The organism is Streptococcus mitis, from assembly GCF_946190155.1.
In the GTDB taxonomy this organism is placed as follows: Bacteria; Bacillota; Bacilli; order Lactobacillales; family Streptococcaceae; genus Streptococcus; species Streptococcus mitis_CL.
The window spans coordinates 23,132-47,396 of record NZ_CAMHZL010000006.1 but is presented as its reverse complement, the minus strand read 5'-3'; the positions used below and the strand labels follow the sequence as shown (position 1 = coordinate 47,396).

Here is a 24,265-nt window from a genome sequence, read left to right as displayed (position 1 = left end):
TCCTAAAACAAATATTGTATGGGTACAAAATTCACAAAAAGAAAAACTTAGGAACCAATCCTAAGCTCTCTTTTGAAGTAGGTACATGACAAAGATAGAGGTTACAATCAACCAACCTCCTAAGATACTAAAGACCAGCATCCCATTGTGAGTTAGTAAGCCAATTGCACTTAGAACGAATGGTGTCGTAAAGGCTCCGAAACTACAGCCTAATACAGCAAATGAAGTTGCTTGATTGAGGAGTTTAGCTGGAATTCTTTCAGAGACAAGTTGAAAAACTGTCGTCAAGGCTACACTGTAGGCAAAACCAGCCAGAATGCTTCCTGCCACTACCACCCACAAGGATGGAGACAGGGCAATCACGATTTGCCCTAAGCCAAAGGTAATACCTGACCATAGGAGCAATTTCTCTTTAAAGATAGAAATCAAGAAAGAAAAACTCACACCAGCCACAATCCCGATCAACTGCATGACACTAAGTACAAAACTAGATAACTGGGCATCTCCCAGTCCTCTTTCCACCATCAAACTTGGAATACGAATAGTAATAGCCGTATTGGTACAAACTACAACTGCCGCTTCGATAGCTAGGATAAAAATCAAACCTTTCATTTCCCGAGTTAAGCGACTTGCTTCCCTCGCTTTTTTCTTGACTTCTTTCTTTTCTTTTCCATAAGGGACAAAGAGCAGATAAAGGGTCAGCACCAAAAATCCAGCACTATAAGCTAAGAAAGTAGCTGTCCAACCAAAGGCCAACAACTGACCGACTGCCAAGGTGATGAGAGAAGCCCCAACAACCTCTGCAGAACCGCGTAAGCCTAGCATCTGAATTCGCGTTTTTCCTTGATAGCGTTCACTGATAATAGAAATGGCCTTAGCATTGATCATCCCAACACCCAAACCAAAAAGAATCCGTGTTCCAAAGACAAAGGGATAGGCTTGATACCAAAAGGGTGCTGTTCCACTCAGTGATAAAATCAGCAAGCCCAAACTAATCTGTAAGCGCTCAGGAAATATTTTTTCTAAGATGCCATTTAGTAGTAACATAATCATGATCCCGAAGGAAGGCAAGCTCGCCAAGAGCTCAATTTGTTCCTTAGGGTAGCCTTGATAATAGTCAAACATAGCTGGCAGGGCACTCGAGATGGAAAAGGATGTAATCAAAACGAGGGAGAGAGCCAAAATACTGGCCCGTTCTAAAAATTGTTTCATGAAATTTCTTTCTATATTTCTCTCAATCTTCTACTTTTTTGATAGTTATCAAACAAGCAAGAAAAGAAGAAGCCTCTTTGGTGTACAGACTCCTTCTTAAACTCGAAAATGAATCCCTTGTATCTTAGGATGACTTTCTCTTGATTTGCTTGATAAAGTAGAAGATAAATCCTGCCACCATATAGGCAACAAAGATAATCAGACACCACTTGAACACGACATCCCACCCCTTGTTCACATTCAAAAAGAAGTAAGGGAAGGGACTGACCTTAGAATTAGGAACATCAAGTTTCAGTACCAAGCCATTAAAAAGAGCAAAAATCATATAAAGCAAGGGTAAAATCGTCCACACAACTGGATCCCAAATCTTGTATTGACCCTGTTTGTCAAAAAAGAGGGTATCTGCTAAAAACCAGAGGGGAACGATATAGTGGCAAAGGAAATTTTCTAGGGTATAGAAATTAGTCGCAATAGGCGCTAATAGGAAATGGTAAATCACACAGGTAATCATGATACTCATGGTGACTCCACCTTTTAAGCGCAAAAGACTTGGTCTTTGCCAGTCTTCACCTAAACGGCTCATAACCTTTAGGAGATAGAGCGTAAAAATCGCGACTAAAAGGTTGGACAGAACCGTATAGTAGAGAAGCATCCCAAAGCCACCATGCTTGGCGATTTCAAGATAAACTCCCGTAAAAGCCGCTAGAAACAAGAAGATACGGCTATAAAATACAAGTTTGTAGTGCTTTGACATGCTTAAATTTTCTTCACAAACTCAGATTTGAGTTTCATGGCACCAAAACCATCAATTTTACAATCGATATTGTGGTCGCCTTCTACGATGCGAATATTTTTCACGCGCGTCCCTTGTTTCAAATCTTTTGGCGCACCTTTTACTTTTAAGTCCTTGATGAGAGTGACTGTATCACCGTCAGCCAATTTATTTCCGTTGGCATCGATAGCAACAAGGCCCTCTTCTACATCTGCAACTTCAGCAGGATTCCACTCATAAGCACACTCTGGGCAAACCAGTAGGGCACCGTCTTCGTAGACATACTCTGAGTTACATTTTGGGCAATTTGGTAGCTTGTTCATGGTTTCTCCTTATCATCATTCACTATTCTTTGAAAATCAAAATTTCTCGAACAGCAACTATTATACCTTAAAATCAGCATTTTGACAAATGAGTCGCCGGAGAAGCAAAGAAAAAATCATGTAACTTTGTCTGCTACATGATTTTTAAAAGATAGTTTATCATGAGTAGTGATACAGAAACTCATGATAGAAAGGGATGCATTTATCTTACAAACCTGGTGCTTGTCCAAGTTCTGCGGCAAGCATCCAGATTGTTTTATCAGTTTCAGTTTTAGCATCTGAGAAGATACCGTTTGTCACATCATCACCCTCTTCATCAGTGACATCCAAACCTTTTTGGAAGAGTTCTGACAAGTAACGGTAGATAGCAAGCACACGTTCCAAGCTTTCTTCAACATTACGGTATTCACCAGCTCCTTCTTCGATTTCACTATTTTGAAGGAATTCTGTCAATGTAGAGAATGGGCTACCACCAAGTGTAATCAAGCGTTCGCTGATTTCATCCAATTGGCCATCAAGAGCTTCCATATACTCATCCATTTTTGGATGCCATACAAGGAAACCACGACCACGCATGTACCAGTGCACTTGGTGCAAGGCAACGTGGGCTACGTATAAATCAGCAACAGCTTGGTTCAAGACTTCCTTTGTTTTTGCCAATGCTACTGGCGCTGCTTTTGTTAATGATGTTACGTCTTTTACTGCTTCTTTTTTCAATTCTACCATTTTATTTTACCTCATTCATTATTATTTGTAACCACTTCTTAGTGTTTACTCCCTTAGTATACTACTAAGGAAAACCAATAGCAAGCCAAATGACTCACATGAGAAAAGTTGCAATAGACTGATAATTTAAGAAAAGTCTAAGCAGTTTTGATTAGCTGATTTAATCAGATTTACTTGAAAATTGGCTTTGGTAAAGTTCATAATAAAAGCCTTTTTCTTGGAGTGAGCTTTCGTAACTTCCCTGCTCAATAATCTGTCCGTCCTTAAGAACGAGAATCTTATTTGCTTCTTGAATAGTAGAGAGACGGTGAGCGCTGATAAAGCTAGTTCTTCCTTTCATCAAGCGTTTCATAGCTTTTTGAATTAAAAGTTCCAAATGGGTATCAACAGAGGAAGTCGCTTCATTCAAAATAAGAATTTTAGAATTGTCTAGGAGAGCACGCGCGATGCTCAACAGTTGTTTGTGCCCGAGGGAAATATTTCTTGACTCTTGATTCATCTCTATATTATAACCACCAGGAAGAGTTCGAATAAAATGGTCTACATTAGCCGCTTTAATAGTAAAAAAGAAAGGACGATATTTGTCCTTTCTCGATTTTAGCTTTTCTTCAACCCAATAATGTTGATAAAGAGTCGATTATTTTACAAAATCAAGCAATGCCAAGAAGCTTTCAGCTTCAAGTGACGCACCACCAACCAGGGCACCGTCAACGTCTGGGCAAGCCATGTATGAAGCAACGTTTTCAGGTTTAACAGAGCCACCGTATTGAACACGAACTTTGTCTGCAACTTCTTGACCAAAGTCAGCAGCTACAACGTCACGAACAACTTTACACATTTTTTGTGCGTCGTCTTGTGAAGCTGATTTACCAGTACCGATAGCCCAGATTGGCTCGTAAGCGATAACTGATGCAGCAACTTGTTCAGCAGTCAATCCAGCCAATGCAGCCGATACTTGAGCACCTACGAATTCAGCAGCTTTACCAGCTTCGTAAGTTTCAAGTGACTCACCACAACAGATGATTGGAAGCATACCGTTTGCAAAGATTGCTTTTGCTTTTTTGTTGATGTCTTCGTCAGTTTCATGGAAGTAGTCACGGCGTTCTGAGTGACCGATAACAACGTAGTCTGTACCGATTTCTTTCAAAACTTGTGGGCTTGTTTCACCAGTGAAAGCACCTGCATTTTCAAAGTAGCAGTTTTGAGCAGCAACTTTAAGGTTTGAGCCTTTTGCAGCAGCAAGAACAGTTGTCAAATCAAGAGCTGGAGCCGCGATACCTGCTTCAACAAGTTCTGATGAAGGAAGTTTTGATGCAACTGCTTCAACAAATGCTTTAGCTTCTTCTGGATTTTTGTTCATTTTCCAGTTACCAGCGATAAATGGTTTACGTGACATTTCACATACCTCTTTTTTCAATTTATTTTCTATTTATTTTATCACAATTAGACACAGCTTGCAAATCTTACTCGGATTTCAAGCTTGCTTTCAATGATTAATCCTTCCAGAGATCCATAGCATTTCTGAAATCTGCAGATACCTGTGTCAACTGAGGATTGCTTGCTTCTCTCTCTGCTCGTTTAGCCTCCACTTGAGCCACACTTTTGATACCTTCATGGCGCCAATTTCTCAAAATCGCCTGAATGTACTTCCAGTTTGGTTTGCCATTCAAAACCGCTTCACGAAGAGCCTCCTTAATCAAGTCAGCACTGGTCCCATCTTCCTTTAGTGTCTTGGTCAAATCCTCAATCTCAAAAGGTGTCAACAAGCGTCCTAATTCCTGCTGGAAGGTTTCCACCAAATTCTTGAGCTGGTTTTGAGGTGTCAACTGATCTGAATTCGAATGAGCAACTCCAAACAAGTCATCCAAACGTTCCAAAGCTAAACTAGCATCAAAAAGCAATTCGATTTCACCATTCAATTCGATGGTTCGATACTGAAGTAGTCCCCTCTCCGTCAGATTGGAAATGGCCTGATTGACATCCGAAATTTCCTTACCAATCCTTTCAGCAATCTGGCTTGGCGACATTTCATCCAAGCCTGTCGTATTTTGCAAATAGAAAAATTGCCAGACCAGAAAATCGTCGCTAGAAGGAAAGAGTTCCTTAAAATGCAAGAGAAGGGCACTCGGTAAAACCAAGTTCCCTGATTTAAAAGCGTCTAAATATGTCATAATTCCTCTTATAAATACCCAAAAGCAGATGCATCATCTTCTATTTTTCTCCAGTCAAAAGGGGTTTCCTGATAGACGGCATAATTCACCCAGTTACTGAAAAAGAGGGCTGCTGATGAAGACCAACAAAGACAAGGTGTCTGGTTGACATCATCATCCTTAAAGTAATTTTCTGGAATATGTGGATCTAAACCTGCATCACGATCTCGGAAATATTCATTTGCCAAGGTATCACGATCATATTCCAAATGCCCAAAACTATAAATTTCTCGTAAATCACGACTAGCCAAAATCGAAACCCCAACCTGAGGACCCTCTGATAAAATCTCGAGATTGGTTTTGTTTAAGACCTCTTCCTTAGAAATCTCCGTATGCCGTGAATGAGGAGATACATAGCTATCGTCAAAGCCTCTAAAGAGAAGGTGTCCTTCTTTTAAAGTATCCTGAGGATAAATACCTGATAACTTACTGTCCATCTGATATTTTTCCACTCCATAGCGCAGATAGAGTCCCGCCTGAGCACCCCAACAGATATGAAGGGTCGAGTAGACATGGGTCTTAGACCACTCAAGCACCTGGGTAAATTCCTCCCAATAGTCTACTTCCTCAAATGGTAAATGCTCAACGGGAGCACCCGTGATAATCATGCCATCAAAATACTCATCTTTGACTTCAGGAAAAGTTTTATAAAAGGTCTCCATGTGTTCTGAACGAGTTGTTTTAGAACGGTGGCTCTCCATATATAGAAAATCGATATCCAGTTGCAGGGGTGTATTGGCCAAATGGCGCAACAACTGGGTCTCTGTGACCATTTTTTGTGGCATGAGATTTAAAATCAAAATCTTCAAGGGACGGATATCTTGGTGGGCAGCACGTTGATCATCCATGACAAAGATGTTCTCTGTCCGTAAGATCTCAACAGCTGGCAATTTTTTATCAATTCGAATCGGCATAACCCTCTCCTAACTGTACTCTTTCAGGAATAATTGCTTGTGTTTAGAGTTAAAATGTAAACACTTGTTTCCTTTATTATACTGTAAGAAGATATAGTTTTCAATTATAGTTTTTCTCTAACTAGCTATAGTCTATTTTTATATCCTAATGTAGAGAAAACAGCCCTAGGGACTGTTTTTCATTAATAATGCATAAGAACTTTGTAATCGTAGTCACCGATTTTTTCACGGCCGTTCAATTCATCCAATTCAACAAGGAAGGCACAACCTGCTACAACACCACCAAGTTTTTCAATCATCTCGATAGTTGCCTTAACAGTTCCACCTGTTGCCAAGAGGTCATCCACGATAAGAACTCGTTGACCTGGCTTGATGGCGTCAGCATGCATAGTCAAGGTATCAACACCGTATTCTTTTTCGTAGTCAGCAGAAATAACTTCGCGTGGCAATTTACCCGGTTTACGAACAGGTGCAAAACCAATTCCCAACTCAAAGGCAACTGGACAGCCCACGATAAAACCACGAGCTTCAGGACCTACAATCATGTCAATTTTCTTGTCAGTCGCATACTGAACGATTTCACGAACAGCATAGCTGTAAGCATTCCCATCAGCCATCAAAGGACTGATATCACGGAAGGTAATCCCTTCCTTTGGATAATTTTCAATTGTTGCAATGTAATCTTTTAAATTCATCTTTTTCTTTCTTTCAAAGTTTTTTACTCTCTATTATAGCATATTTTTTAAGAAAGAAAAAAGGAAAAGTTAACTTCAATAATTATCTAACGATTTGACGATTTATGACTAGCCATAGCAATAAAGCCCAAGTTCTTTTTATTCTTATTAAACATTTTATACATAGTTAAAAACTGCTTTCTATTCTCCTTTTTACAAGCATTTACACAAATTTTCAACGTTCCTAGCCAACCTTCGTCATAAATCATACCTGATAATTTCATTAAGGTCATTTCACCAGTCAATACTTTCACATCACGATAGCCTGATTCTATCATCACCTGTTCCCAACCATCTTGAGTTAAAGGGCCTACATTTACATGAATTGCTTGTGACAGTTCCTGTCTGACAGACTCTTTAGCTTCCTTAAGAAGCACATCATGTGTCAAAAGAAGACCTTCAGGTTTTAAAACCCTTAGATATTCCATTACACATTTTTTCTTAGCTTGATCGGCTTGCATAGTCAGCATAGCTTCATTTATAACAATATCAAAACTAGCATCTTCATAAGGAAGTTTCATTGCATTAGCTCTTTCAAAACTGATTAAATGAGCAACACCTGCCGTTTCAGCAGATTTTTTAGCCACTTCTAAGGCTTGTCCATCCATATCAACAGCAGTTATCTTACAACCAAAACGCTGTGCCAACTCAATTGCTGTAGTTCCCCTATTGCACGCAACTTCTAGTATTCTCTTTTCTTTTGAAAATCCTCCTTCCGCAATTAACCAATCTGTGGCACGTTTTCCACCTGGACGTAAGCGTTTTTCCCCAGTTTTGCTAAAAACTTATGACCTGCTTCTGACATTTGAACACCTCTGTTTTTTCTTCATTATAACATAAAATGATATTGTCTGACAATTCTAATCTATTATTTGATAAACTAGAATCAAAAGCATACAAGCTGCCATGATTATAGCAAAAATCTATTAATCACCTCTCTAGATCGAATTCAATTGCTCATGTAGTTTACGCATATAGGTTACGATAACATATTTGTACTTTAGAGTTGCTGGCCTCCTTATCCGCTATATACGCTTTACTATCACGTGCCTATTCATATAACCAAGATTTCTCTATCTCTTTCTCTGCCGATTCTTATTTCCAACGTCAGACTTAAACAGTCTATCCTAATTCCGTTCGATCAGCTACTCACAATAGTTAGACTTGGGAATCACTTTTGGGTTTACTAGTATATGATCCCCGCAGAGGATTTATACCTCAGATGAACGGAATGTTCGTCGCACCTAAAAAAAACGAGTACTTTCGTACTCGTTCTCTGATATAAACTACTGATTAAAGTGAGTTTACGTCAACTTTGATACCAACACCTTGAGTAGTTGTGATAGTCAAGTTTGTTACGTAAGTTCCTTTAGCTGTAGCTGGTTTTGCTTTTTGGATTGTTTCGTTGAAAGCTTTGAAGTTTTCAACCAATTTTTCAGCTTCAAATGATACTTTACCGATGATTGCTTGAACGTTACCTGCACGGTCAGCACGGTAAGTAATTTTACCACCTTTAGACTCTTCAACTGCTTTAGCAACATCCATAGTTACAGTACCAGTTTTAGGGTTTGGCATCAAGTTACGTGGCCCAAGGACACGTCCAAGACGTCCAACAAGAGCCATCATGTCAGGTGTTGCGATAACTACGTCGAAGTCCAACCAACCGTCGTTGATTTTAGCAACAAGGTCATCTTCACCAACAAAGTCTGCACCAGCAGCCTTTGCTTCTTCAGCTTTTGCACCACGTGCGAAAACAAGAACGCGTGAAGTTTTACCAGTACCGTTTGGCAATACCATTGCTCCACGGATTTGTTGGTCAGCTTTTTTAACGTCGATGTTCAAGTTGTAAGCAACTTCTACAGTTGCGTCAAATTTTGCAAAGTTAGTTTCTTTTGCAAGTGCTACAGCTTCTTCTACACTGTATGCTTTTGTGCTGTCGATTTTCTCAAGAGCAGCACGAAGTTGTTTGCTTTTTTTAGCCATTTTCTATTCTCCTTGTAAGTGGTTCAATCGATTTTCATCTCCCACGTCACTTCTCGAAATGATGAAGTCTTGCGGGTTTTCAGTCTATTATTTTTCTTTTCCTACGTCGTTAAGTTCCCTTGCTGTACCCAAGTACAAGCTTCAGTCACTTGCCTAGTATGAAAAGCAACTAATAGACTGCTGTGAGATTTTCTACTGTGTTATTGATTAGTCAACAACAGTGAATCCCATAGAACGAGCAGTACCTTCGATCATACGCATTGCAGACTCTACGTTTGCTGCGTTCAAATCTGGCATCTTAGTTTCTGCAATTTCTTGTACTTGTGCACGAGTAACTGTAGCAACTTTAGTTTTGTTAGGTGTACCTGATCCTTTTTCAACACCTGCAGCTTTTTTCAAAAGAACAGCAGCTGGTGGTGTTTTAGTGATGAAAGTAAATGATTTATCTTCGTAAACTGAGATAACAACTGGAATGATCATACCAGCTTGGTCAGCTGTACGAGCGTTGAACTCTTTTGTGAATCCCATGATGTTGATACCAGCTTGACCAAGAGCAGGTCCAACTGGTGGAGCTGGTGTAGCTTTACCAGCAGGGATTTGCAATTTTACAAGTTTTTCGACTTTTTTAGCCATTTTTAAATCCTCCTTTGTGGTTTTGGCGGTAATTAAAGATTTTTACCTCCCACAAGTATGCTTTACACATACTCATCTATTATACACTATTTATCTGGAATTGCAAGAGAAAAGTTTATTTTTTAATCGACGTAATCTCCACCTTCAAAGCCGAAATACTCTTCCAAACTGAGGCCACTAGCTGCAATCTCTTTAGCCTCTTTTCCGACATAACGAAGGTGCCATTCCTCAGCCATATAGCCTGTTTCCTTTTCCTTACCTTTAAGATAACGGACAACAAAACCATAATCAGCCGCATGGTCCAAGAGCCATTGGGCCGCTTTTTCTTCTGTCACCAAATCACCATTTGTCCCAATCACATCAAAGGCCAAGCCTGTCTGGTGCTCGCTATAGCCAGGGCGGGCAGAGTAACGGTCTGCTGCAGCCTTTCCATCTTTATTGACATAATCTTGATAGAGGTTAGTCTGAGTCTCGTAACTTCTAAAACCACTGTATTGATCACTAATTGGGAAGCCTGCCTCTTGCATCGCTTTGATGAGTTTGACCAACTCAGCCTTGGCTGTTGGATTTTCACCTGGATTGTAGTTTTTCGATAATGGATAGTGTTTATTTGCTACGATAATTTCATCGTATTTCCCTTGGATACTGTAGTAGTCACCCTTATTAACCACTTCTGCTTTTTTCTGGGTAGCTTCTTGAGACTTATTTCCGACTGTTCCATCAACTTTGGCTGTTTGTTCTGTCTTAGCTGCTCCATCTTCATTTTTTGCTTTTTCTTGTGAACAAGCTGCTAGACCCAAGGCTAGCAAGGCTGTCAAGATAAGGTATCTTTTCTTCATTTCTACTCCTTTATTTCTAATAGGTTGTCTACTTCTGGCGATAAACAATTGACTAATTTTTTAATCTCATCCGGTTTTGCTTGGCAGGTTTCTGCTGTCATTTCTTCAAAGGGAACCCACCAGACTGGCCCACGCCCCTTTAGACCGTGACCATTCATGTCACCTCTTCGTCTAGGAAAAAGATGCCAATGAAGATGGGCATCACCATTTCCTAGCAGTTCGATATTCATTTTCTCGGCAGCAAAGGCCTTAGCAACTGCCTCTTGGACCAAACTCATTTCCTCTAGAAAACGGATTCTAGTTTCCTTCTCTAAATGGTGCAATTCCGTGATATGTTCCTTGGCTAGAAAGAGACTATAGCCTGCAAAATACTGGTGGTCTCCAATCACAAGATAGCCTGTTTCCAACTCTTTGACAAAATAGGGATTTTCTCCCTTCTTGATGTGCTCAATTCTCTGGCAAATAAGGCACATATTAGTCTACCAAATTGCTCTTAAGGTAAGCATCGACCATACGCTCTGTTGCGACTACCGAGTCAATATGAGTACGTTCATAAGAATGACTAGACTCGATACCAGCACCGAGAAGGGCGTGTTTGACTTCTGCCCCTGCAGACATAGCTGCTGAAGCGTCCGAACCATAAAATGGATAGATATCCAGTTTAAATGGAATATCTTGCTCTTTAGCCAAGGCCACTAAATGTTGACGGAAGTCATAGTGATAAGGTCCAGAAGCATCCTTGACACAGATAGATACTGTATATTCGTCTGTTTGCTGATCATCCCCCATAGCTCCCATATCCACAGCCAGATATTCTACTACCTGAGCAGGAATATTAGAGTTAGCCCCATGTCCCACTTCTTCAAAGACTGAAAAAGCAAAATGGGTTGTTACTGGCAATTCAATCTTCTCTTCCTTATAAATGCGAAGGAGATTGAGCAAAATCGCTGCGCTGACCTTATCGTCCAAATGACGAGACTTGATAAAACCTGTCTCTGTCACGATAGTTCGTGGGTCAAAGCTGATAAAATCACCGACCTCAATGCCAAGAGCACGAGTTTCTTTTTCATTGGTTACTTTTGCGTCCAAACGCACTTCCATATTGTCCTGGGTGCGTTCTGCAGTCCCCGCATCTTTGTAGACATGGCAAGAAGTCTGGTGGATAAGGATGGTTCCTGATACTTTTTCACCTGTGCTAGCCACATGAACGATACAGTTCTCACCTTCGATCATGTTCCAAGGAAAACCACCGATACGATCCAGTTTGAGACGGCCGTCTGGTTTGACAGCGCGAACAATAGCACCCAGCGTATCCACATGGGCAGTCACATAGCGTTGTTGTTCATCATTTTGACCTTTGATAGTTACATTGACACCGCCCTTGGCTGTGCGAATCGGTTGGTAACCGAAGCCTTCTAGAGTCTTTACTAAATAGTCCGAAATCTCACGAGTGAAGCCTGTTGGCGATGCGATGGCTGTCAGTTCTTTGATATAGTTTATAGTCTGATTCATTTCTTCACCTCTTTCCTACCATTATAACATTTTTCTAGTCAGACTCCTTCTCAAAAGGAGAAAAACTGTGTTTAGTTGCTTTCACTATAGATCCATGTTATAATACAAATACTTTGATTATGAAAGGAAAGTAACAAATATGAAATCATACTTTAAAGTATCGCTAGCCCTTGTGGCTTCACTTGTCCTCCTGCTCGGATGTTCCAAACAAGCATCAACACCTGCAAACAGCAGTTCTAAAGAAGACACAACAACTCAGTCAAGTGAGAGCAAACAAAGCACTGAGCAATCTTCTGAGAAGAAAGAAACAGCCAAGACACATACTTTTGTCAACAAAAGCAATCCTGGAATCACTTCTACCTTGGTTTATACTGTAGAAGGCGACAATGTTACCAAGCAAACCGGTCAGAATGTTGCAGATCCTGAAATCCTTGGTGCAACTCCAGAAGAGGTCAAGAGTACACTCGAGGATACCTATAAAGGTTATTACGGGCTAAAAGGTGTTAAACAAACCATTGAAATCAAAGATGGAAAAGTTGTTCAAGATCTCGAAGTTGATTACTCAACTGCAAGCCTTGACGAACTTAGAAAAGCACTCCCTGAAGAATATCCTGGTATTGGAAATCGTGTCAGTTTCTCAATCACTAAAAATGGACTAGAGACACTGGGATTCACTGAAAAGACAAACTAATCCCCTAAAATTTCATATAGACTAGTGTAGGTCCACCCCAAAAGTTAGACACAACTCTGACTCTTGGGGTATTTTTTTATAGTCCTGACCAATGAGTCCAATAGCCCCCTCTCAGTCCCATAAAAAGTGCATTTAAAACTTCATACACTTATAAAGCCATACGATAAAAGTTCTTTGAAATAGATAGAGATAAAACTTTAATTGTCAGACTAGTTTCTATTCGTTGTCAGGCCATATGAGAGGGGAGGTCTAGTTGATTTTGTAGTAGAATCATGTTATAATACAAAATACTTTGATTATGAAAGAAAAAGACATGAACAAATATTTTAAAATGACTCTTTGTATAGCTCTACCATTAGCTATCTTATTGGGATGTTCAAAACAATCAACAACCTCATCAACTAGCTCAGCAAAAAGTGAAACTACTCAGGTAGAATCTACTAGCCAGCAAGCTACAGAAAACAAATCTGAAGTAAAAACTGTGACCTTTGTAAATGATACTCGTACTGGCTTTAATTCTACTTTAACCTACACTGTAGATGGAGACAAAGTATTGAAACAATCAGGTCATAATGTCTATGATCCAGAGGCTCTTGATACTACTGCTGAAACTCTTAAAGCATTTGTTGAAAAAACTTATAAAGGATATCAAGGCCTCAAAGGTGTTACTCATAGCATCAAAATCAAAGATGGAAAGGTCGTTCAAGATGCTGAAGTCGACTTCACAGTCGCAAGTATTGACGAACTTAGAAAAGCCTTACCAGAAGAATACTCAGGCGTAGGTAACTATGTTAGCTTTACTGCTTCTAAGAAAATGTTAAAAGATCTTGGATATACTGAAAAAACTAACTAAGTGTCTTTTACAAAAATAAAAAACCTCGGCTTATGCCAAGGTTTTTTTATTCCATCTCAAAAACATCGCTTTCTTGCTTGTTTGGTAGAACCAATGAGAGCAAGATTCCGACAACGGCTGGTACTAACCATGGGAGTGATGCCTTGGCAAAAGGAAGAGCATTGACAAGGTTTGCAAGAAACTCAACCTTAAATGAGCTTCCTAATACGCTTGCAATGGCAATAGCTGTAACCACAGCAATTGTCAACTGCATACCTGGTTTTGAAAGAGCCACAAATTTGTTGACAATGACAATCATAACGATAGCAATCGTGATTGGGTACAAGATAACCAGTACAGGGATTGAGTACTTGATAATCGCATCAAGACCCAAATTGGCAATAGCAAATCCAATCAAGGTAAAGGCTGTCGCATAAACCTTGTAGCTGATTTGCGGGAAGCGTTCATTAAAGAACTCAGCTGTAGACACAATCAAACCAACTGTTGTTGTGAAGCAGGTTACGGTAACCATAGCTGCAAGGAAGAGTTGGGCTGTTGAGCCAAAGATTTCTTGAGTGGCTTGTGACAAGATGTAAACACCTGGTGTTCCACCCTTCATAGCTTCAGCTGGTACTGGGAAATGATTTCCAAGGAAGCCTAAACCAATGTATAGAGCGCTGAAGGCAAGGGCAACGACGATACCAACCACCCAAATAGTTGAAATGTATTCTTTCTTACTTGAGAAACCAAGTTGTTTCAAGGTTTGAACTGCGATTACGCTAAAGGCAACTGAAGCAAGGGCGTCCAAGGTATTGTAACCTTCTAGGAAACCTGTACCAAAGGCAGAAGCTTGATAAGCAGCTGATGCAGCTTGAGGACTTGTCCCACCGTATTTGAAAGCTCCTAGTACAACCAAGATGACAATCAAAATCGCAAAGACTGGCGTTAAAATACGGCCGATACGGTCCAAAATTTTTGATGGATTAAGCGAAATCAAATAGGCTGCTGCAAAATACAGAACTGTAAAGACAATCAAACCAAGACCTTTATTTGCATCCGACAAAAGAGGGCTAATCCCTACTTCGTAAGCTGTTGTAGCTGTACGTGGGATAGCAAAGAATGGACCGATTGACAAGTAAAGGACTGAGAGGTAAAGAGTCGCAAACCAAGGCGCTATCTTTGTTGAAATCTCGTAGATATATCCTTTAGGATTTAGCGTTCCAATAATAAGGGTCAAGACGGCGATACCAACGCCTGAAAAGACAAAACCTGCGATGGCAGGAAGAAAATGTTCTCCAGATAGAGCACCTAGAGAAGGCGGAAAAATCAAGTTTCCCGCACCAAAAAATATTCCAAACAGGAGTAAACCTGTTAGGGCACCTTTTTTAGCCATGAAAATCTCCTTCATATTTATAAAATACTGACCTAGTATATCATGAATAGGAACATGAAAAAAGCTTCACGAAGTAAATATTGAATGTTTTCAAGATTCTTAAAAATGAGAATTGTCTAAAAATAAAATTCTCCTACCGAGTCCACGTCAAGTAGGAGAAAATTCTAATGTTTATACTTCTCTTCAAACCACGTCAGCTTCACCTTGCCGTACTCAAGTACAGCCTGCGGCTAGCTTCCTAGTTTGCTCTTTGATTTTCATTGAGTATTAAAGTTCTTCGAAGGCCATCATGCCACCTTGGACATTGATAACCTCATAACCTTGTTCTGATAAGAATTGGCAAGCACGCGCCGATCTCATTCCAGATTTACAAATAACATAATGTAACTGGTCCTTGTCCAACTGGTTATAGATATCGGCTAATTGACTAAGCGGTAGGTTGTGGGCACCTTCTAAATGAAGAGCGTCAAACTCTTCCACTTCTCTCACGTCCACTAGAGAAAGTTGGTCGTTTTGGTAAAGCTGGTAAAATGCGTCAAAGGTTATTTCTTTCATTCTTTTTCTCCTAATACTCTTCGAAAATCAAATTCAAACCACGTCAGCGTCGCCTTACCGTACTCAAGTACAGCCTGCGGCTAGCTTCCTAGTTTGCTCTTTGATTTTCATTGACTATAAAATAGTTTTAATTCTTTTTTTCAAATCTGGCACCACTTCTGACTCAAACCAGGGATTTTTGGTCATCCAGATTTGATTTCGCGGTGAGGGGTGAACTAGTGGAAAATAGGTTGGTAAGTAGTTCTGGTAATGTTTTACCCGTTCTGTTACCTTGCCACTAATTTTTTCCTGTAAATAGTAGGCTTGGGCATACTGGCCAATCAAGAGGGTCAATTGAATATCTGGCAATTCTTGCAAGAGCTGTGGATGCCATTTTTCAGCAAAACCTGTACGAGGTGGTAAATCACCTGACTTACCATGCCCTGGAAAGTAGAAATCCATAGGCAAAACAGCAAAATAACCTGAATTGTAAAAGGTATCTTCATCCACACCTAGCCAGTCCCGCAAGCGGTCACCACTTTTGTCCTTCCAGTAAAGGCCTGCTTCTTGGGTTTTAAGTCCAGGTGCCTGACCGATAATATTGATGCGAGCAGTCTTTGGCGCTGCAAAGAGAGGCTCGATGCCACGCTTTGTATAGCTGACATTCTGCGGATCCGCCATGATAGCCTGCTTGATTCTTTCAATTTGAGACATCTACTTTCCCTCCAAAAAGAAGTCTAAGCATACAATCTCAGACTTCTATCGTTTTATTTGATCAATTCGTAAATAGCTTCGGCATAGATTGCTGCTGCTCGGAAGAGATCATCCAAGGCGATAAATTCATTTGCTTGGTGCATGGTGTCAATTGAGTCTGGGAACATGGCTCCGTAGGCAACACCTCGTTCTAGCAAGCGACCAAAGGTTCCACCACCGATGACTTGCTCGTGACCTTTAAGGCCAGTTTGTTTTTCATAGACATTCAACAAGGTTTGGACAAGTGGATCTTCCATTGGCACATAGTGAGGCGTGTGACCGTGTTCAGACAAGCTAACAGAAGCAACTGGCAAGTTTTCAAGGATTGACTTGATTTGCTCTGGACTTGTTCCTTTCGGATAACGAATGTTAAGGGCAATGGTATTATCAACACTTGTTTCGTCAAAGCGGAAGACACCGGCATTCATAGAAAGGGCGCCCATCTTTTCGTCCACATGGGCAATCTTGAGACTTTCACCCTCATGGTCGTTCAAAAGAATCTTACCAGCGATGTCAAGGTAGTCTTTTGCAGGTCCTGCAAAGTCAAACTGACTAAGGAAAAGAGCTAGGTAAGTCGCACCATTGACACCTGAAGCAGGCATAGCACCGTGGGCTGATTTACCAATAATCGTCACCTTGTATTGGCCAGCTTCTTCTTGTAGTTCTCCTCTAAGTTTGTGTTCTGCAACAAAGGCATCTAGTTTAGCTTGCAAGTCAGCCAAGTCACCTGAAATAACTGCTGTTGCTGATTCAGGCACCATGTTTTCACGTAAACCACCTGTAAAGCTGTGAAGACGGGCTGCACCTGTATTTTCTCCTGCAAAGTGGAGGTATTCAGTAATATTTCCTTTTTCACCGTTGATGATAGGGAACTCAGCGTCTGGAGAGAAACCAAAGTCTGGCTTGGCAAGTCCTACGTGCTCAAAGTAGTAGTCCATATCTGCCCAGCCTGATTCTTCGTCTGTTCCGACGATGAAGCGGACTTTCTTAGACGTTGGAAGGCCTAGTTCTTTGATGATTTTCAAGCCATAGTAACAAGCTGTTGTAGGACCCTTGTCGTCCGAAGCCCCACGCGCATAAAGGCGACCGTCCTTGATAGTTGGTGTGTAAGGGTCTGTGTCCCAACCGCTACCAGCTGGAACCACATCCATGTGGGCAAAGATGCCGAGAACTTCTTCTCCATCACCAAACTCAAAATGTCCTGCATAGTTATCAACATTTTTAGTTGGATAGCCATCACGGTCTGCAATTTCAAGGAATTTCTCCAAAGCTTTTACTGGACCAGGTCCAAATGGATGTTCAGCATCAACCTTGCTGTCATCACGTTCAGAGTTGATTTCTAAAAGGCTAAACAAGTCAGCCAAGAGGTCTTCTTTGCGTTTTTCTACTTCTGCTGTAAAATCAATTGCTGTCATTTTTTTCTTCTTTCTATCTTTTCTCGATGATTTCATCTACTGGCAAGCGGTAGCTTGGTTCCAATTTTTCGTCTGTGTATCCCACTGTAATCAAGAGTTCTGGGCGGAAGCGGTCTTCGATTTCCAAAACTTCGTTGACTTTTGATTTGTCAAAACCAAGAATCAGATTTGATCCGATTCCCTGATCTGTAAGAGCCAGAACCAAATTCATAGCAACCAAACCTGCATTGAGGGCTAGGTAGTCGCTGACTTGTTGCTCATTGTAACGGGCAAATTCAGCAGGCAAATTCTTCATAAAATATTGAAGTTGTTCTTCAGAAAAGTTATTAGCACCGCCGACACGAGCAATCTTACGAGCGCGTTTAGCCAGATCTGTGTCTGTAAACAAGGCAATGGTTACAGGCGCTGATGATACCTGTTCAAAGTTTGAACCGTAAGCCAATTTTGCCAGTTCGGTATTTTTCTCACGCACAACTACAAATTTCCAAGGCTGGCTGTTGTGGGCACTTGGTGCCAAAGTTGCAATTTCGATAGCCGTACGCACATCTTTTGGATCAACTGGCTTATCAGTGAAATGCTTAGTCGCATGACGTTTTTTATTTAATTCAAGAAATTTCATAATCGATTTCCTTTTCTAATTCTACTGCTTCCATTCTACCATAATTTGAAAGAGCTTGCAGGGATTTTTCATAGAAACAAACTGGAACAAGGATAAGCAACCGAATGAAGAAAACCATTTAAATCAGGAATCCCCTCATCCAGTTCCAATTAATTTTCAGCTGCTTAAAGAAACTAGTCCATCTTATATTCTGACTTTATAGCCTCCAAGAAATTCTTCACATCCTCTACATACCCATGCTTTTCTATTAAGCTTGCTAAGAGTTCCAGATTGTGCCCCTGATAGTTATCTTCACGACGTAGCTCTTCATACATTTCAATAAAAGGCAGGCCCTTGGACTTGGCCAATTCTAACTCAGCCTCGTAATCATAAGCGACTTTACGAAATAGGATATTTACCAATTCCCCATCTTCAACTTCTATCACGGCATACTGAGCACGGTGATTTTTTAACGCCTCCCAATCAAAATAGGGCATGCCAATCGACCCTGGATTGATGATTTGTTGCCCTTGACTGCCGTAGCGAAGCAACTGCTTGTGGACATGACCATAGATTGCCACGTCGGTTTCCGCATCTAGCAGTTGGTCAAATTTATCTGTATCATTCCCAACCAGTAGGTCCCCACCATAGTTTTTGTAAGGTAAATTATGAGAGATAGAAAAGCGCAGCCCATCAACTTCTTTCTTTTCCAGCAAAGGCAAGTTTCGTAGCCATACAATCGTTGCAGGATCCATTCGCTCCATCAAAAACTGGGTCATTCGCATTGATTGGATTTCTTGTGGATGTTCCAAACCATATTCACCATCCAAGGCCTCAAGGACACAATCATCCCAATTGCCTCGAACACTGGCTGTGATAGGAAGGTCCTTTAACAGAGCGACCAAGTCATTTGCACCGGGACCGGGAAGAAAAATATCTCCCAGAAGCCAGTATTCACTGACTCCTTGGTTTTTAGCATCTGCAATCACTGCTTCTAGGGCAGTTGTATTGCCATGAATATCTGATAAAATTGCGATTTTATGCTTCATATTATTACTTTCTAATATTCGTTTACATTAGTATTTCAAGCTATTTGTTTACATAAATTATGTATTCCTTGTATTTTCTTCAATCATTGTTCTGACCTTCTGGCGTTGTTCATCAGTGAGACCCAATTTTAGTAGTTGTTTTTCAATACTAAATTCTGAGGTATTGTATTTCTTATCATACATCTCTAATAATTTATTACGAAGAATAGGCTCGCTGATTAAATGAATTTCTTTTAATAGTTCTTCTTCATCTCCTTCTTCCCCATTCAGTCTACTTATCATAGAATTAATCTTTGCTAAAGCAAAATCACCATAAATGTTATCGATCAAATTTTCCTTCATGATTTCTTGGATATTCTTAGCGAAAGTATTTTGAAGAACTTTACCTTCTGAATATCCAGTTTCTTGATTCTTTTCAAGCATAATCACATTTCCTGGTTTAATATCAGATAACATATAAGGCGAGTGGGTTGTGAAGATGAGTTGGAAGTTCATTCCTCCTACTTTGTTGATTTCATTTATATAGTTGACTAAAAAGTTTATTAAGCTTCTAGACCATTCGAGGTGCATACCCGATTCTAATTCATCCACTACTAATTGACATGTCTCTTGAGAGGGATTCATTTGTAACCACTTTACATAACTCATCACTTTTAATATATTTGTTTCACCAGTAGACATATTATAATAAAAGTCATCTATTACTCTAAAATCATCGTACTTCAAATCCGACGCTTTATTTAATAAGTTTTCATTGTCTAGATATAGTTTTTCAAATTTGAATCGATTGTCAAAATTCTCTCTTCCATATCCAATCTCAACTATCCGGTTTCTTATAGTATCACTGTATTCTTTTATCTTGTACTCATGAATAAATTGTTCTAAATAATTTAGAAAATTGACTAATGAATTTATAAAATCTTTCTTTTCTTCTGTTTCTTCTGTTATTTTATCAAATAGGGTCTGATAATCACCATCTACAAAATGTCTTTCAATCTCTTCATCGCTTAAACCAAGTTCGAACTTTTTACGAATCTTCACAATTACCATCAAAACAAGACAGAAAAAAAACTCTTTCTCTTCCAAAACGTTCAAAAATTTTTCTGGAATACTAAGTCCAAAACTAAATTTATATGACGAAGAAACTAATCCTCGAGAATATAATACCTCGTAAGCTTCAAAAATACCATTCAAAATATACCATCCGAAATCTTGTATTAAGCGAACTTCTAAAAATGGGTAATTTCCGAAACTTCCAAATGGACGTCTATCTTCGTTCATGATATAAATCAACTTATCTCTCTTTTGATAATCACAGTATCCATTTATATCAACTTGATCCGTTGCTAGACCTTCTATAGTAATTGAATTTAAATCATAATTTTTACCTCTTAGATAAAACTTTCCATTAGTATCTAAATACACATAGAAAAATTGATTTATATCTTTGTTTTGATCTTCCGCACGATGATAATAGCCTATCAGATTTAAAATAGTGCTTTTTCCCACACCATTTATCCCAACTATTGGTGAAATATTATAAATAGACTCTCCATAAAATTTTTCGATATAGTCTGGATTTTTATCAATTTTAAGTTCATTCGTTTCAAAGTTAAAATCAACTTTATATTCATCTGAAAAATTAAAAATTTGATTTTTAAAAAGTTCATCATACTGTTTAATCACCAAAGCAATTAATTTCATTCTTTTTCTCCTATTAATTCAATTTCTTTGCTAATATCTGTAACCATTTTTGAAAGTGGTCTTTTCCCATAATTTTCTTTGTCTGTATAATAACCAACTATCATTCTATCTATTTCAGAGTCTGAAAAAGATTTACCTGAATCCGCGAATATTTGACATAAACCTGCTTTATAATCTTTATTATAAATTTCATGCTTCCATAGCAACTCTTGAATTATATCCGCATGTAGTTTATATAGACTTCTTGTATCAATCACATATTTGTCCTTCAATAATTTCTGTCTAACACTTAATTTATCCTTGCTTTCTAATTGTTTTAATTCCTCTTCCGATATGTCATCCTTGATTATAATATCAATACTTTCTGAATTATTAATAAAATCTGCAGACTTTATATTCAAAGAAAATTTCAACAATTCATCAATATCAGTTATACTTTCATCATAGGGAGAGATATAAAATTTACTCGTACTCTTTTTATTATTACAACCATAACAAGAAGGAATCAGATTGTAAAAACATAAAGCGAATAGAGGATATTCATTCTTAGGAAAAAAATGGTCTAACTGACTTGTATTAGCCTCCTCGGTTACATTTATAAAATTTCTATTACAATATGGACAAACTGTGACACCAGTTATGCTAACTAACTCTTTTTTGTCTATTTTATTATAATAGGATTCCAACTTTTCTTTGTATCGTTCAACAACATAATCCTTCAATACTGTATGAGATTTTTTAGTATGAATTCCATCAAACGTGTAACTTTGCACTGAATCATTAAACGATTTTTTCGAGCTCATCATTTCAACCAAAGTATCCATTTTATCCGGAAATATATCTTCAAAGTCCTTTAAGAATTCAGATTTTAAATTTTTCTTAATCAAGTCGATAAATTCTCTTGTATTCTTTGTTCTATCAACAATAATCCGTATATTATCAGTCAAATTTTTCTTTTTTCGAATTTTATCTAGATTATCATCAGTCTCATATGATAATATTCTTTTTAGATTAATACTAGCACTTACTCCTCTAATATTCCCTATTTTTGACTGCTTAATTTCCTCATCACACTTTTCTATAAAATCGTTTTTTAAATGACTATAAATTTGATTAACCAAATCAGAAAATTTCTCCACATGTATTTTAAAAACCCATTCAACATCAGATGAGCTATCTATTTTTTCCTTTACTTTTAGTAAGGTAGAGTAGTCCGCCATCATAAGTTTTAGAAAGGCTCTATCTTGCTGTGTAAAATAGTCTTCCAATCCATTGTGAGATCCAAAATTCTTAAAGATTAACATATCTAATTCGTCTTTTTCTGGTAATTTTTCATAAATATCACGACAAAATTCATATACTTGTTTAGAATTGCTCTTTTTTATCGGAATCATTTTTCACCTCGAAAGCTTAGTTTAATCATAATTATACCACAAAAGACCGTTTTTACGGCCTTTTGTTTGTATATTAACCATCTAAATCTTCCGAAGATTCTGCAACCACTGCTTCTAGTGCCGTTGCATTGCCATGAATATCTGATAAAATTGCGATTTTATGGTTCATTGTGATCTCCTTCCGTTTGGTAATCTACTCTATCTTCTGCCACTTGAGCCAACTCAACTTCTTCCTGCGGGTTCAACTTTCTCTGAACAGCTTCTGCGACTGTTCTTGGTACCCCAACTTCGACAATCTCATCCACACTGGCTTCCTTGATTTTGGTCAAAGACTTGAAATGCTTCATGAGATTCTGCTTGCGTTTAGGTCCCAGCCCTTCAATTCCATCCAGTTGCGATGAAAAGGAATTTTTAGAGCGCAGTTGACGGTGGAAAGTAATGGCAAAGCGGTGCACCTCATCTTGGATGCGTTGAAGGAGGAAAAATTCCTGAGAATTTCTAGACAACTCCACCACCTCCAGCGGATCTCCAAAGAGCAATTCATGGGTTTGGTGTTTGTCATTCTTTTGCAGACCTGCAATGGGAATATCCAAGCCCAGCTCCTCTTGGATGACTTGCTTGGCGATATTGACTTGACCTTGTCCCCCATCAATGACAATCAAGTCTGGCGGGGTTAAGCCCTCACGCTGAACTCGACCATAACGTCTGCGAATGACCTCTCTCATACTGGCATAGTCGTCTGGTCCAACGACAGTCTTGATTTTATACTTACGATAATCTTTTTTACTTGGTTTGCCGTTGACAAAGACCACCATGGCTGAAACAGGACTGGTTCCCATGATATTGGAGTTATCGAAGGACTCAATGCGAACTGGTATTGGGATTTGGAGCAAGCGTCCTAGATTTTCAATTGCACCCTGAGTCTTTTCGACAGATTTTTCTAGTAGATTGAACTTCTGCTCCAGACTAACACGAGCATTTTTTATGGCTAGATTGACCAGCTGTTTTTTCTCTCCACGCTGGGGTTTGAGAATCTTGGTATTCACCAAGGCCTTAACGGCTTCTTCGTCAATATCCTGTGGAATCAGTACCTCATTGGGAACTAGGTGAGATTTTTCTTGATAAAATTGTCCCACATAGGTTAAGAAGTCCTCGTCCGGATCATTGTAGTAGGGGAAAAGATTGACATCGCGCTCAATGAGCTTGCCCTGACGGACAAAGAAAACCTGCACACACATCCAGCCCTTGTCCACATAGTAGCCAAAAACATCGCGATTTTGGAGATCCTTAGCCATGACCCGTTGCTTGGTTCGAAGCGTTCCAATGGCCTGAATCAGATCACGGTATTCCGCCGCACGTTCAAATTCCATTGCCTGGGCTGCAGATCCCATTTTTCTCTTGAGATCATCAATGATTTTGTCATCCTGCCCTTTTAAGAAGTCAGAAACCTCCTGAGACATGGACTTGAAATAGTCCTCATCTTTCTTACAGATGGTGTGGGCCATACATTGGCCTATATGGTAGTAAAAACAGACCTTAGACGGTGGATTGGTACACTTACGAAAAGGGAAAATCCGATCCAGCAACCGCTTGATTTCATTGGCTGCCCCCACATCTGGATAGGGACCGAAATAAAGACCTCCGTCTTTTTTGACCTGACGGGTAATAATCAAACGAGGATAGCGCTCATTTGTGATTTTGATGAAAGGATAAGATTTATCATCCTTGAGCATGATATTGTACTTGGGCTTGTTTTCCTTGATCAGGTTGATTTCTAGGAGAAGTGCCTCAATATTGGACTCCGTAACGATAAATTCAAAATCCACAATCTCAGACACTAGAGCCTCTGTCTTAGTATCATGACTTCCGCGGAAATAGGACCTCACACGGTTTCGCAGATTTTTAGCCTTTCCTACATAGATAATGGTGCCGTTTTTATCCTTGTGAATGTAGCAACCAGGGCTGGTCGGCAGGAGCTCTAGTTTTGATTTAATCAAGTTATTCATAGTTCCATTATAACAAAAAAGTAGGGAAAGATTGTTCC

Annotated in this window: 24 protein-coding genes and 3 pseudogenes; 2 read left to right on the top strand and 25 right to left on the bottom strand. The window is 39.3% G+C overall.

Annotated elements, in window-relative coordinates:
• Nucleotides 1-60: 60 nt before the first annotated feature.
• The 15 genes and pseudogenes from N8O80_RS06520 to N8O80_RS06450 all read right to left on the bottom strand — a co-directional run bounded on the left by N8O80_RS06520 (nucleotide 61) and on the right by N8O80_RS06450 (nucleotide 11,858).
• Entirely contained in the window at nucleotides 61-1,212 is a 1,152-nt protein-coding gene (locus N8O80_RS06520) for an MFS transporter (RefSeq protein WP_261027324.1), read from the bottom strand.
• Nucleotides 1,213-1,336: 124 nt separating this feature from the next.
• A complete protein-coding gene (locus tag N8O80_RS06515; protein WP_049492375.1) occupies nucleotides 1,337-1,966 on the bottom strand; it encodes a Pr6Pr family membrane protein in 630 nt (209 codons plus the stop codon).
• Between the two features lie 2 nt (nucleotides 1,967-1,968).
• Nucleotides 1,969-2,307, bottom strand: coding sequence for a zinc ribbon domain-containing protein YjdM (locus N8O80_RS06510; protein WP_120769912.1), 339 nt, complete (start codon nucleotides 2,305-2,307; stop codon nucleotides 1,969-1,971).
• 207 nt (nucleotides 2,308-2,514) lie between these two features.
• Complete coding sequence (locus N8O80_RS06505; RefSeq protein WP_261027318.1) at nucleotides 2,515-3,033, bottom strand: Dps family protein; 519 nt, start codon at nucleotides 3,031-3,033, stop codon at nucleotides 2,515-2,517.
• Between the two features lie 160 nt (nucleotides 3,034-3,193).
• Nucleotides 3,194-3,589, bottom strand: a pseudogene (locus tag N8O80_RS06500) (ATP-binding cassette domain-containing protein); the annotation flags it as partial.
• Between the two features lie 81 nt (nucleotides 3,590-3,670).
• Nucleotides 3,671-4,429: a triose-phosphate isomerase gene (gene tpiA / locus N8O80_RS06495; protein WP_102210493.1), complete on the bottom strand. Its 759-nt coding sequence runs from the start codon at nucleotides 4,427-4,429 to the stop codon at nucleotides 3,671-3,673.
• 97 nt (nucleotides 4,430-4,526) lie between these two features.
• Nucleotides 4,527-5,204 carry a DnaD domain-containing protein gene (locus N8O80_RS06490; RefSeq protein ID WP_261027316.1) on the bottom strand — a complete coding sequence of 226 codons (678 nt, stop codon included), beginning with the start codon at nucleotides 5,202-5,204 and terminating at the stop codon, nucleotides 4,527-4,529.
• Nucleotides 5,205-5,212: 8 nt separating this feature from the next.
• Nucleotides 5,213-6,157 carry a homoserine O-acetyltransferase MetA gene (gene metA / locus N8O80_RS06485; protein WP_049486837.1) on the bottom strand — a complete coding sequence of 315 codons (945 nt, stop codon included), beginning with the start codon at nucleotides 6,155-6,157 and terminating at the stop codon, nucleotides 5,213-5,215.
• Nucleotides 6,158-6,339: 182 nt separating this feature from the next.
• Nucleotides 6,340-6,852, bottom strand: coding sequence for an adenine phosphoribosyltransferase (locus N8O80_RS06480; protein ID WP_001049318.1), 513 nt, complete (start codon nucleotides 6,850-6,852; stop codon nucleotides 6,340-6,342).
• An 86-nt stretch (nucleotides 6,853-6,938) separates the two neighbouring features.
• Nucleotides 6,939-7,696: pseudogene (locus N8O80_RS06475) on the bottom strand (class I SAM-dependent methyltransferase).
• Between the two features lie 488 nt (nucleotides 7,697-8,184).
• The gene (gene rplA / locus N8O80_RS06470) at nucleotides 8,185-8,874 is read right to left on the bottom strand and encodes a 50S ribosomal protein L1 (RefSeq protein ID WP_001085675.1); all 690 of its coding nucleotides are present in this window, start codon (nucleotides 8,872-8,874) and stop codon (nucleotides 8,185-8,187) included.
• A 207-nt stretch (nucleotides 8,875-9,081) separates the two neighbouring features.
• Nucleotides 9,082-9,507: a 50S ribosomal protein L11 gene (gene rplK / locus N8O80_RS06465; protein ID WP_001085807.1), complete on the bottom strand. Its 426-nt coding sequence runs from the start codon at nucleotides 9,505-9,507 to the stop codon at nucleotides 9,082-9,084.
• Nucleotides 9,508-9,629: 122 nt separating this feature from the next.
• Nucleotides 9,630-10,346: an LD-carboxypeptidase LdcB/DacB gene (ldcB, locus tag N8O80_RS06460; RefSeq protein WP_049510676.1), complete on the bottom strand. Its 717-nt coding sequence runs from the start codon at nucleotides 10,344-10,346 to the stop codon at nucleotides 9,630-9,632.
• A gap of 2 nt (nucleotides 10,347-10,348) precedes the next feature.
• The gene (locus N8O80_RS06455) at nucleotides 10,349-10,819 is read right to left on the bottom strand and encodes an HIT family protein (protein ID WP_261027313.1); all 471 of its coding nucleotides are present in this window, start codon (nucleotides 10,817-10,819) and stop codon (nucleotides 10,349-10,351) included.
• Nucleotide 10,820: 1 nt separating this feature from the next.
• Nucleotides 10,821-11,858: a M42 family metallopeptidase gene (locus N8O80_RS06450; protein WP_261027312.1), complete on the bottom strand. Its 1,038-nt coding sequence runs from the start codon at nucleotides 11,856-11,858 to the stop codon at nucleotides 10,821-10,823.
• 139 nt (nucleotides 11,859-11,997) lie between these two features.
• Between N8O80_RS06450 and N8O80_RS06445 the strand changes: the two genes are divergently transcribed.
• Nucleotides 11,998-12,549 (top strand): DUF1307 domain-containing protein, encoded by a 552-nt coding sequence (locus tag N8O80_RS06445; RefSeq protein WP_042750447.1) that lies wholly within the window; start codon nucleotides 11,998-12,000, stop codon nucleotides 12,547-12,549.
• Between the two features lie 313 nt (nucleotides 12,550-12,862).
• Entirely contained in the window at nucleotides 12,863-13,402 is a 540-nt protein-coding gene (locus tag N8O80_RS06440) for a DUF1307 domain-containing protein (protein WP_049551993.1), read from the top strand.
• A 46-nt stretch (nucleotides 13,403-13,448) separates the two neighbouring features.
• Here N8O80_RS06440 and brnQ read toward each other — a convergent pair whose 3' ends face one another.
• The 10 genes and pseudogenes from brnQ to uvrC form a co-directional block, all read right to left on the bottom strand.
• On the bottom strand, nucleotides 13,449-14,774 hold the full coding sequence (gene brnQ / locus N8O80_RS06435; RefSeq protein ID WP_033685412.1) for a branched-chain amino acid transport system II carrier protein: 1,326 nt from the start codon (nucleotides 14,772-14,774) through the stop codon (nucleotides 13,449-13,451).
• Nucleotides 14,775-15,041: 267 nt separating this feature from the next.
• Entirely contained in the window at nucleotides 15,042-15,329 is a 288-nt protein-coding gene (locus tag N8O80_RS06430; RefSeq protein WP_261027308.1) for a rhodanese-like domain-containing protein, read from the bottom strand.
• A 114-nt stretch (nucleotides 15,330-15,443) separates the two neighbouring features.
• Nucleotides 15,444-16,022 (bottom strand): uracil-DNA glycosylase family protein, encoded by a 579-nt coding sequence (locus N8O80_RS06425; protein WP_261027305.1) that lies wholly within the window; start codon nucleotides 16,020-16,022, stop codon nucleotides 15,444-15,446.
• Between the two features lie 53 nt (nucleotides 16,023-16,075).
• Nucleotides 16,076-17,476, bottom strand: coding sequence for a dipeptidase PepV (gene pepV, locus N8O80_RS06420; protein ID WP_261027302.1), 1,401 nt, complete (start codon nucleotides 17,474-17,476; stop codon nucleotides 16,076-16,078).
• A 13-nt stretch (nucleotides 17,477-17,489) separates the two neighbouring features.
• Entirely contained in the window at nucleotides 17,490-18,095 is a 606-nt protein-coding gene (locus N8O80_RS06415; RefSeq protein ID WP_070842648.1) for a nitroreductase family protein, read from the bottom strand.
• A gap of 173 nt (nucleotides 18,096-18,268) precedes the next feature.
• Nucleotides 18,269-19,123, bottom strand: coding sequence for a metallophosphoesterase family protein (locus N8O80_RS06410; RefSeq protein ID WP_261027299.1), 855 nt, complete (start codon nucleotides 19,121-19,123; stop codon nucleotides 18,269-18,271).
• A gap of 57 nt (nucleotides 19,124-19,180) precedes the next feature.
• A complete protein-coding gene (locus N8O80_RS06405; protein ID WP_261027297.1) occupies nucleotides 19,181-20,827 on the bottom strand; it encodes an ATP-binding protein in 1,647 nt (548 codons plus the stop codon).
• Nucleotides 20,824-22,221 (bottom strand): HNH endonuclease, encoded by a 1,398-nt coding sequence (locus N8O80_RS06400; RefSeq protein WP_261027295.1) that lies wholly within the window; start codon nucleotides 22,219-22,221, stop codon nucleotides 20,824-20,826. Before N8O80_RS06400 ends, N8O80_RS06405 begins: the two co-directional genes overlap by 4 nt.
• A 94-nt stretch (nucleotides 22,222-22,315) precedes the next feature.
• A pseudogene (locus N8O80_RS09840) lies at nucleotides 22,316-22,390 on the bottom strand (metallophosphoesterase family protein); the annotation flags it as partial.
• Nucleotides 22,380-24,227, bottom strand: a complete 1,848-nt coding sequence (gene uvrC, locus N8O80_RS06395; protein ID WP_261027294.1) for an excinuclease ABC subunit UvrC — start codon at nucleotides 24,225-24,227, stop codon at nucleotides 22,380-22,382. The gene uvrC and the pseudogene N8O80_RS09840, both read right to left, overlap by 11 nt.
• Nucleotides 24,228-24,265: the final 38 nt, after the last annotated feature.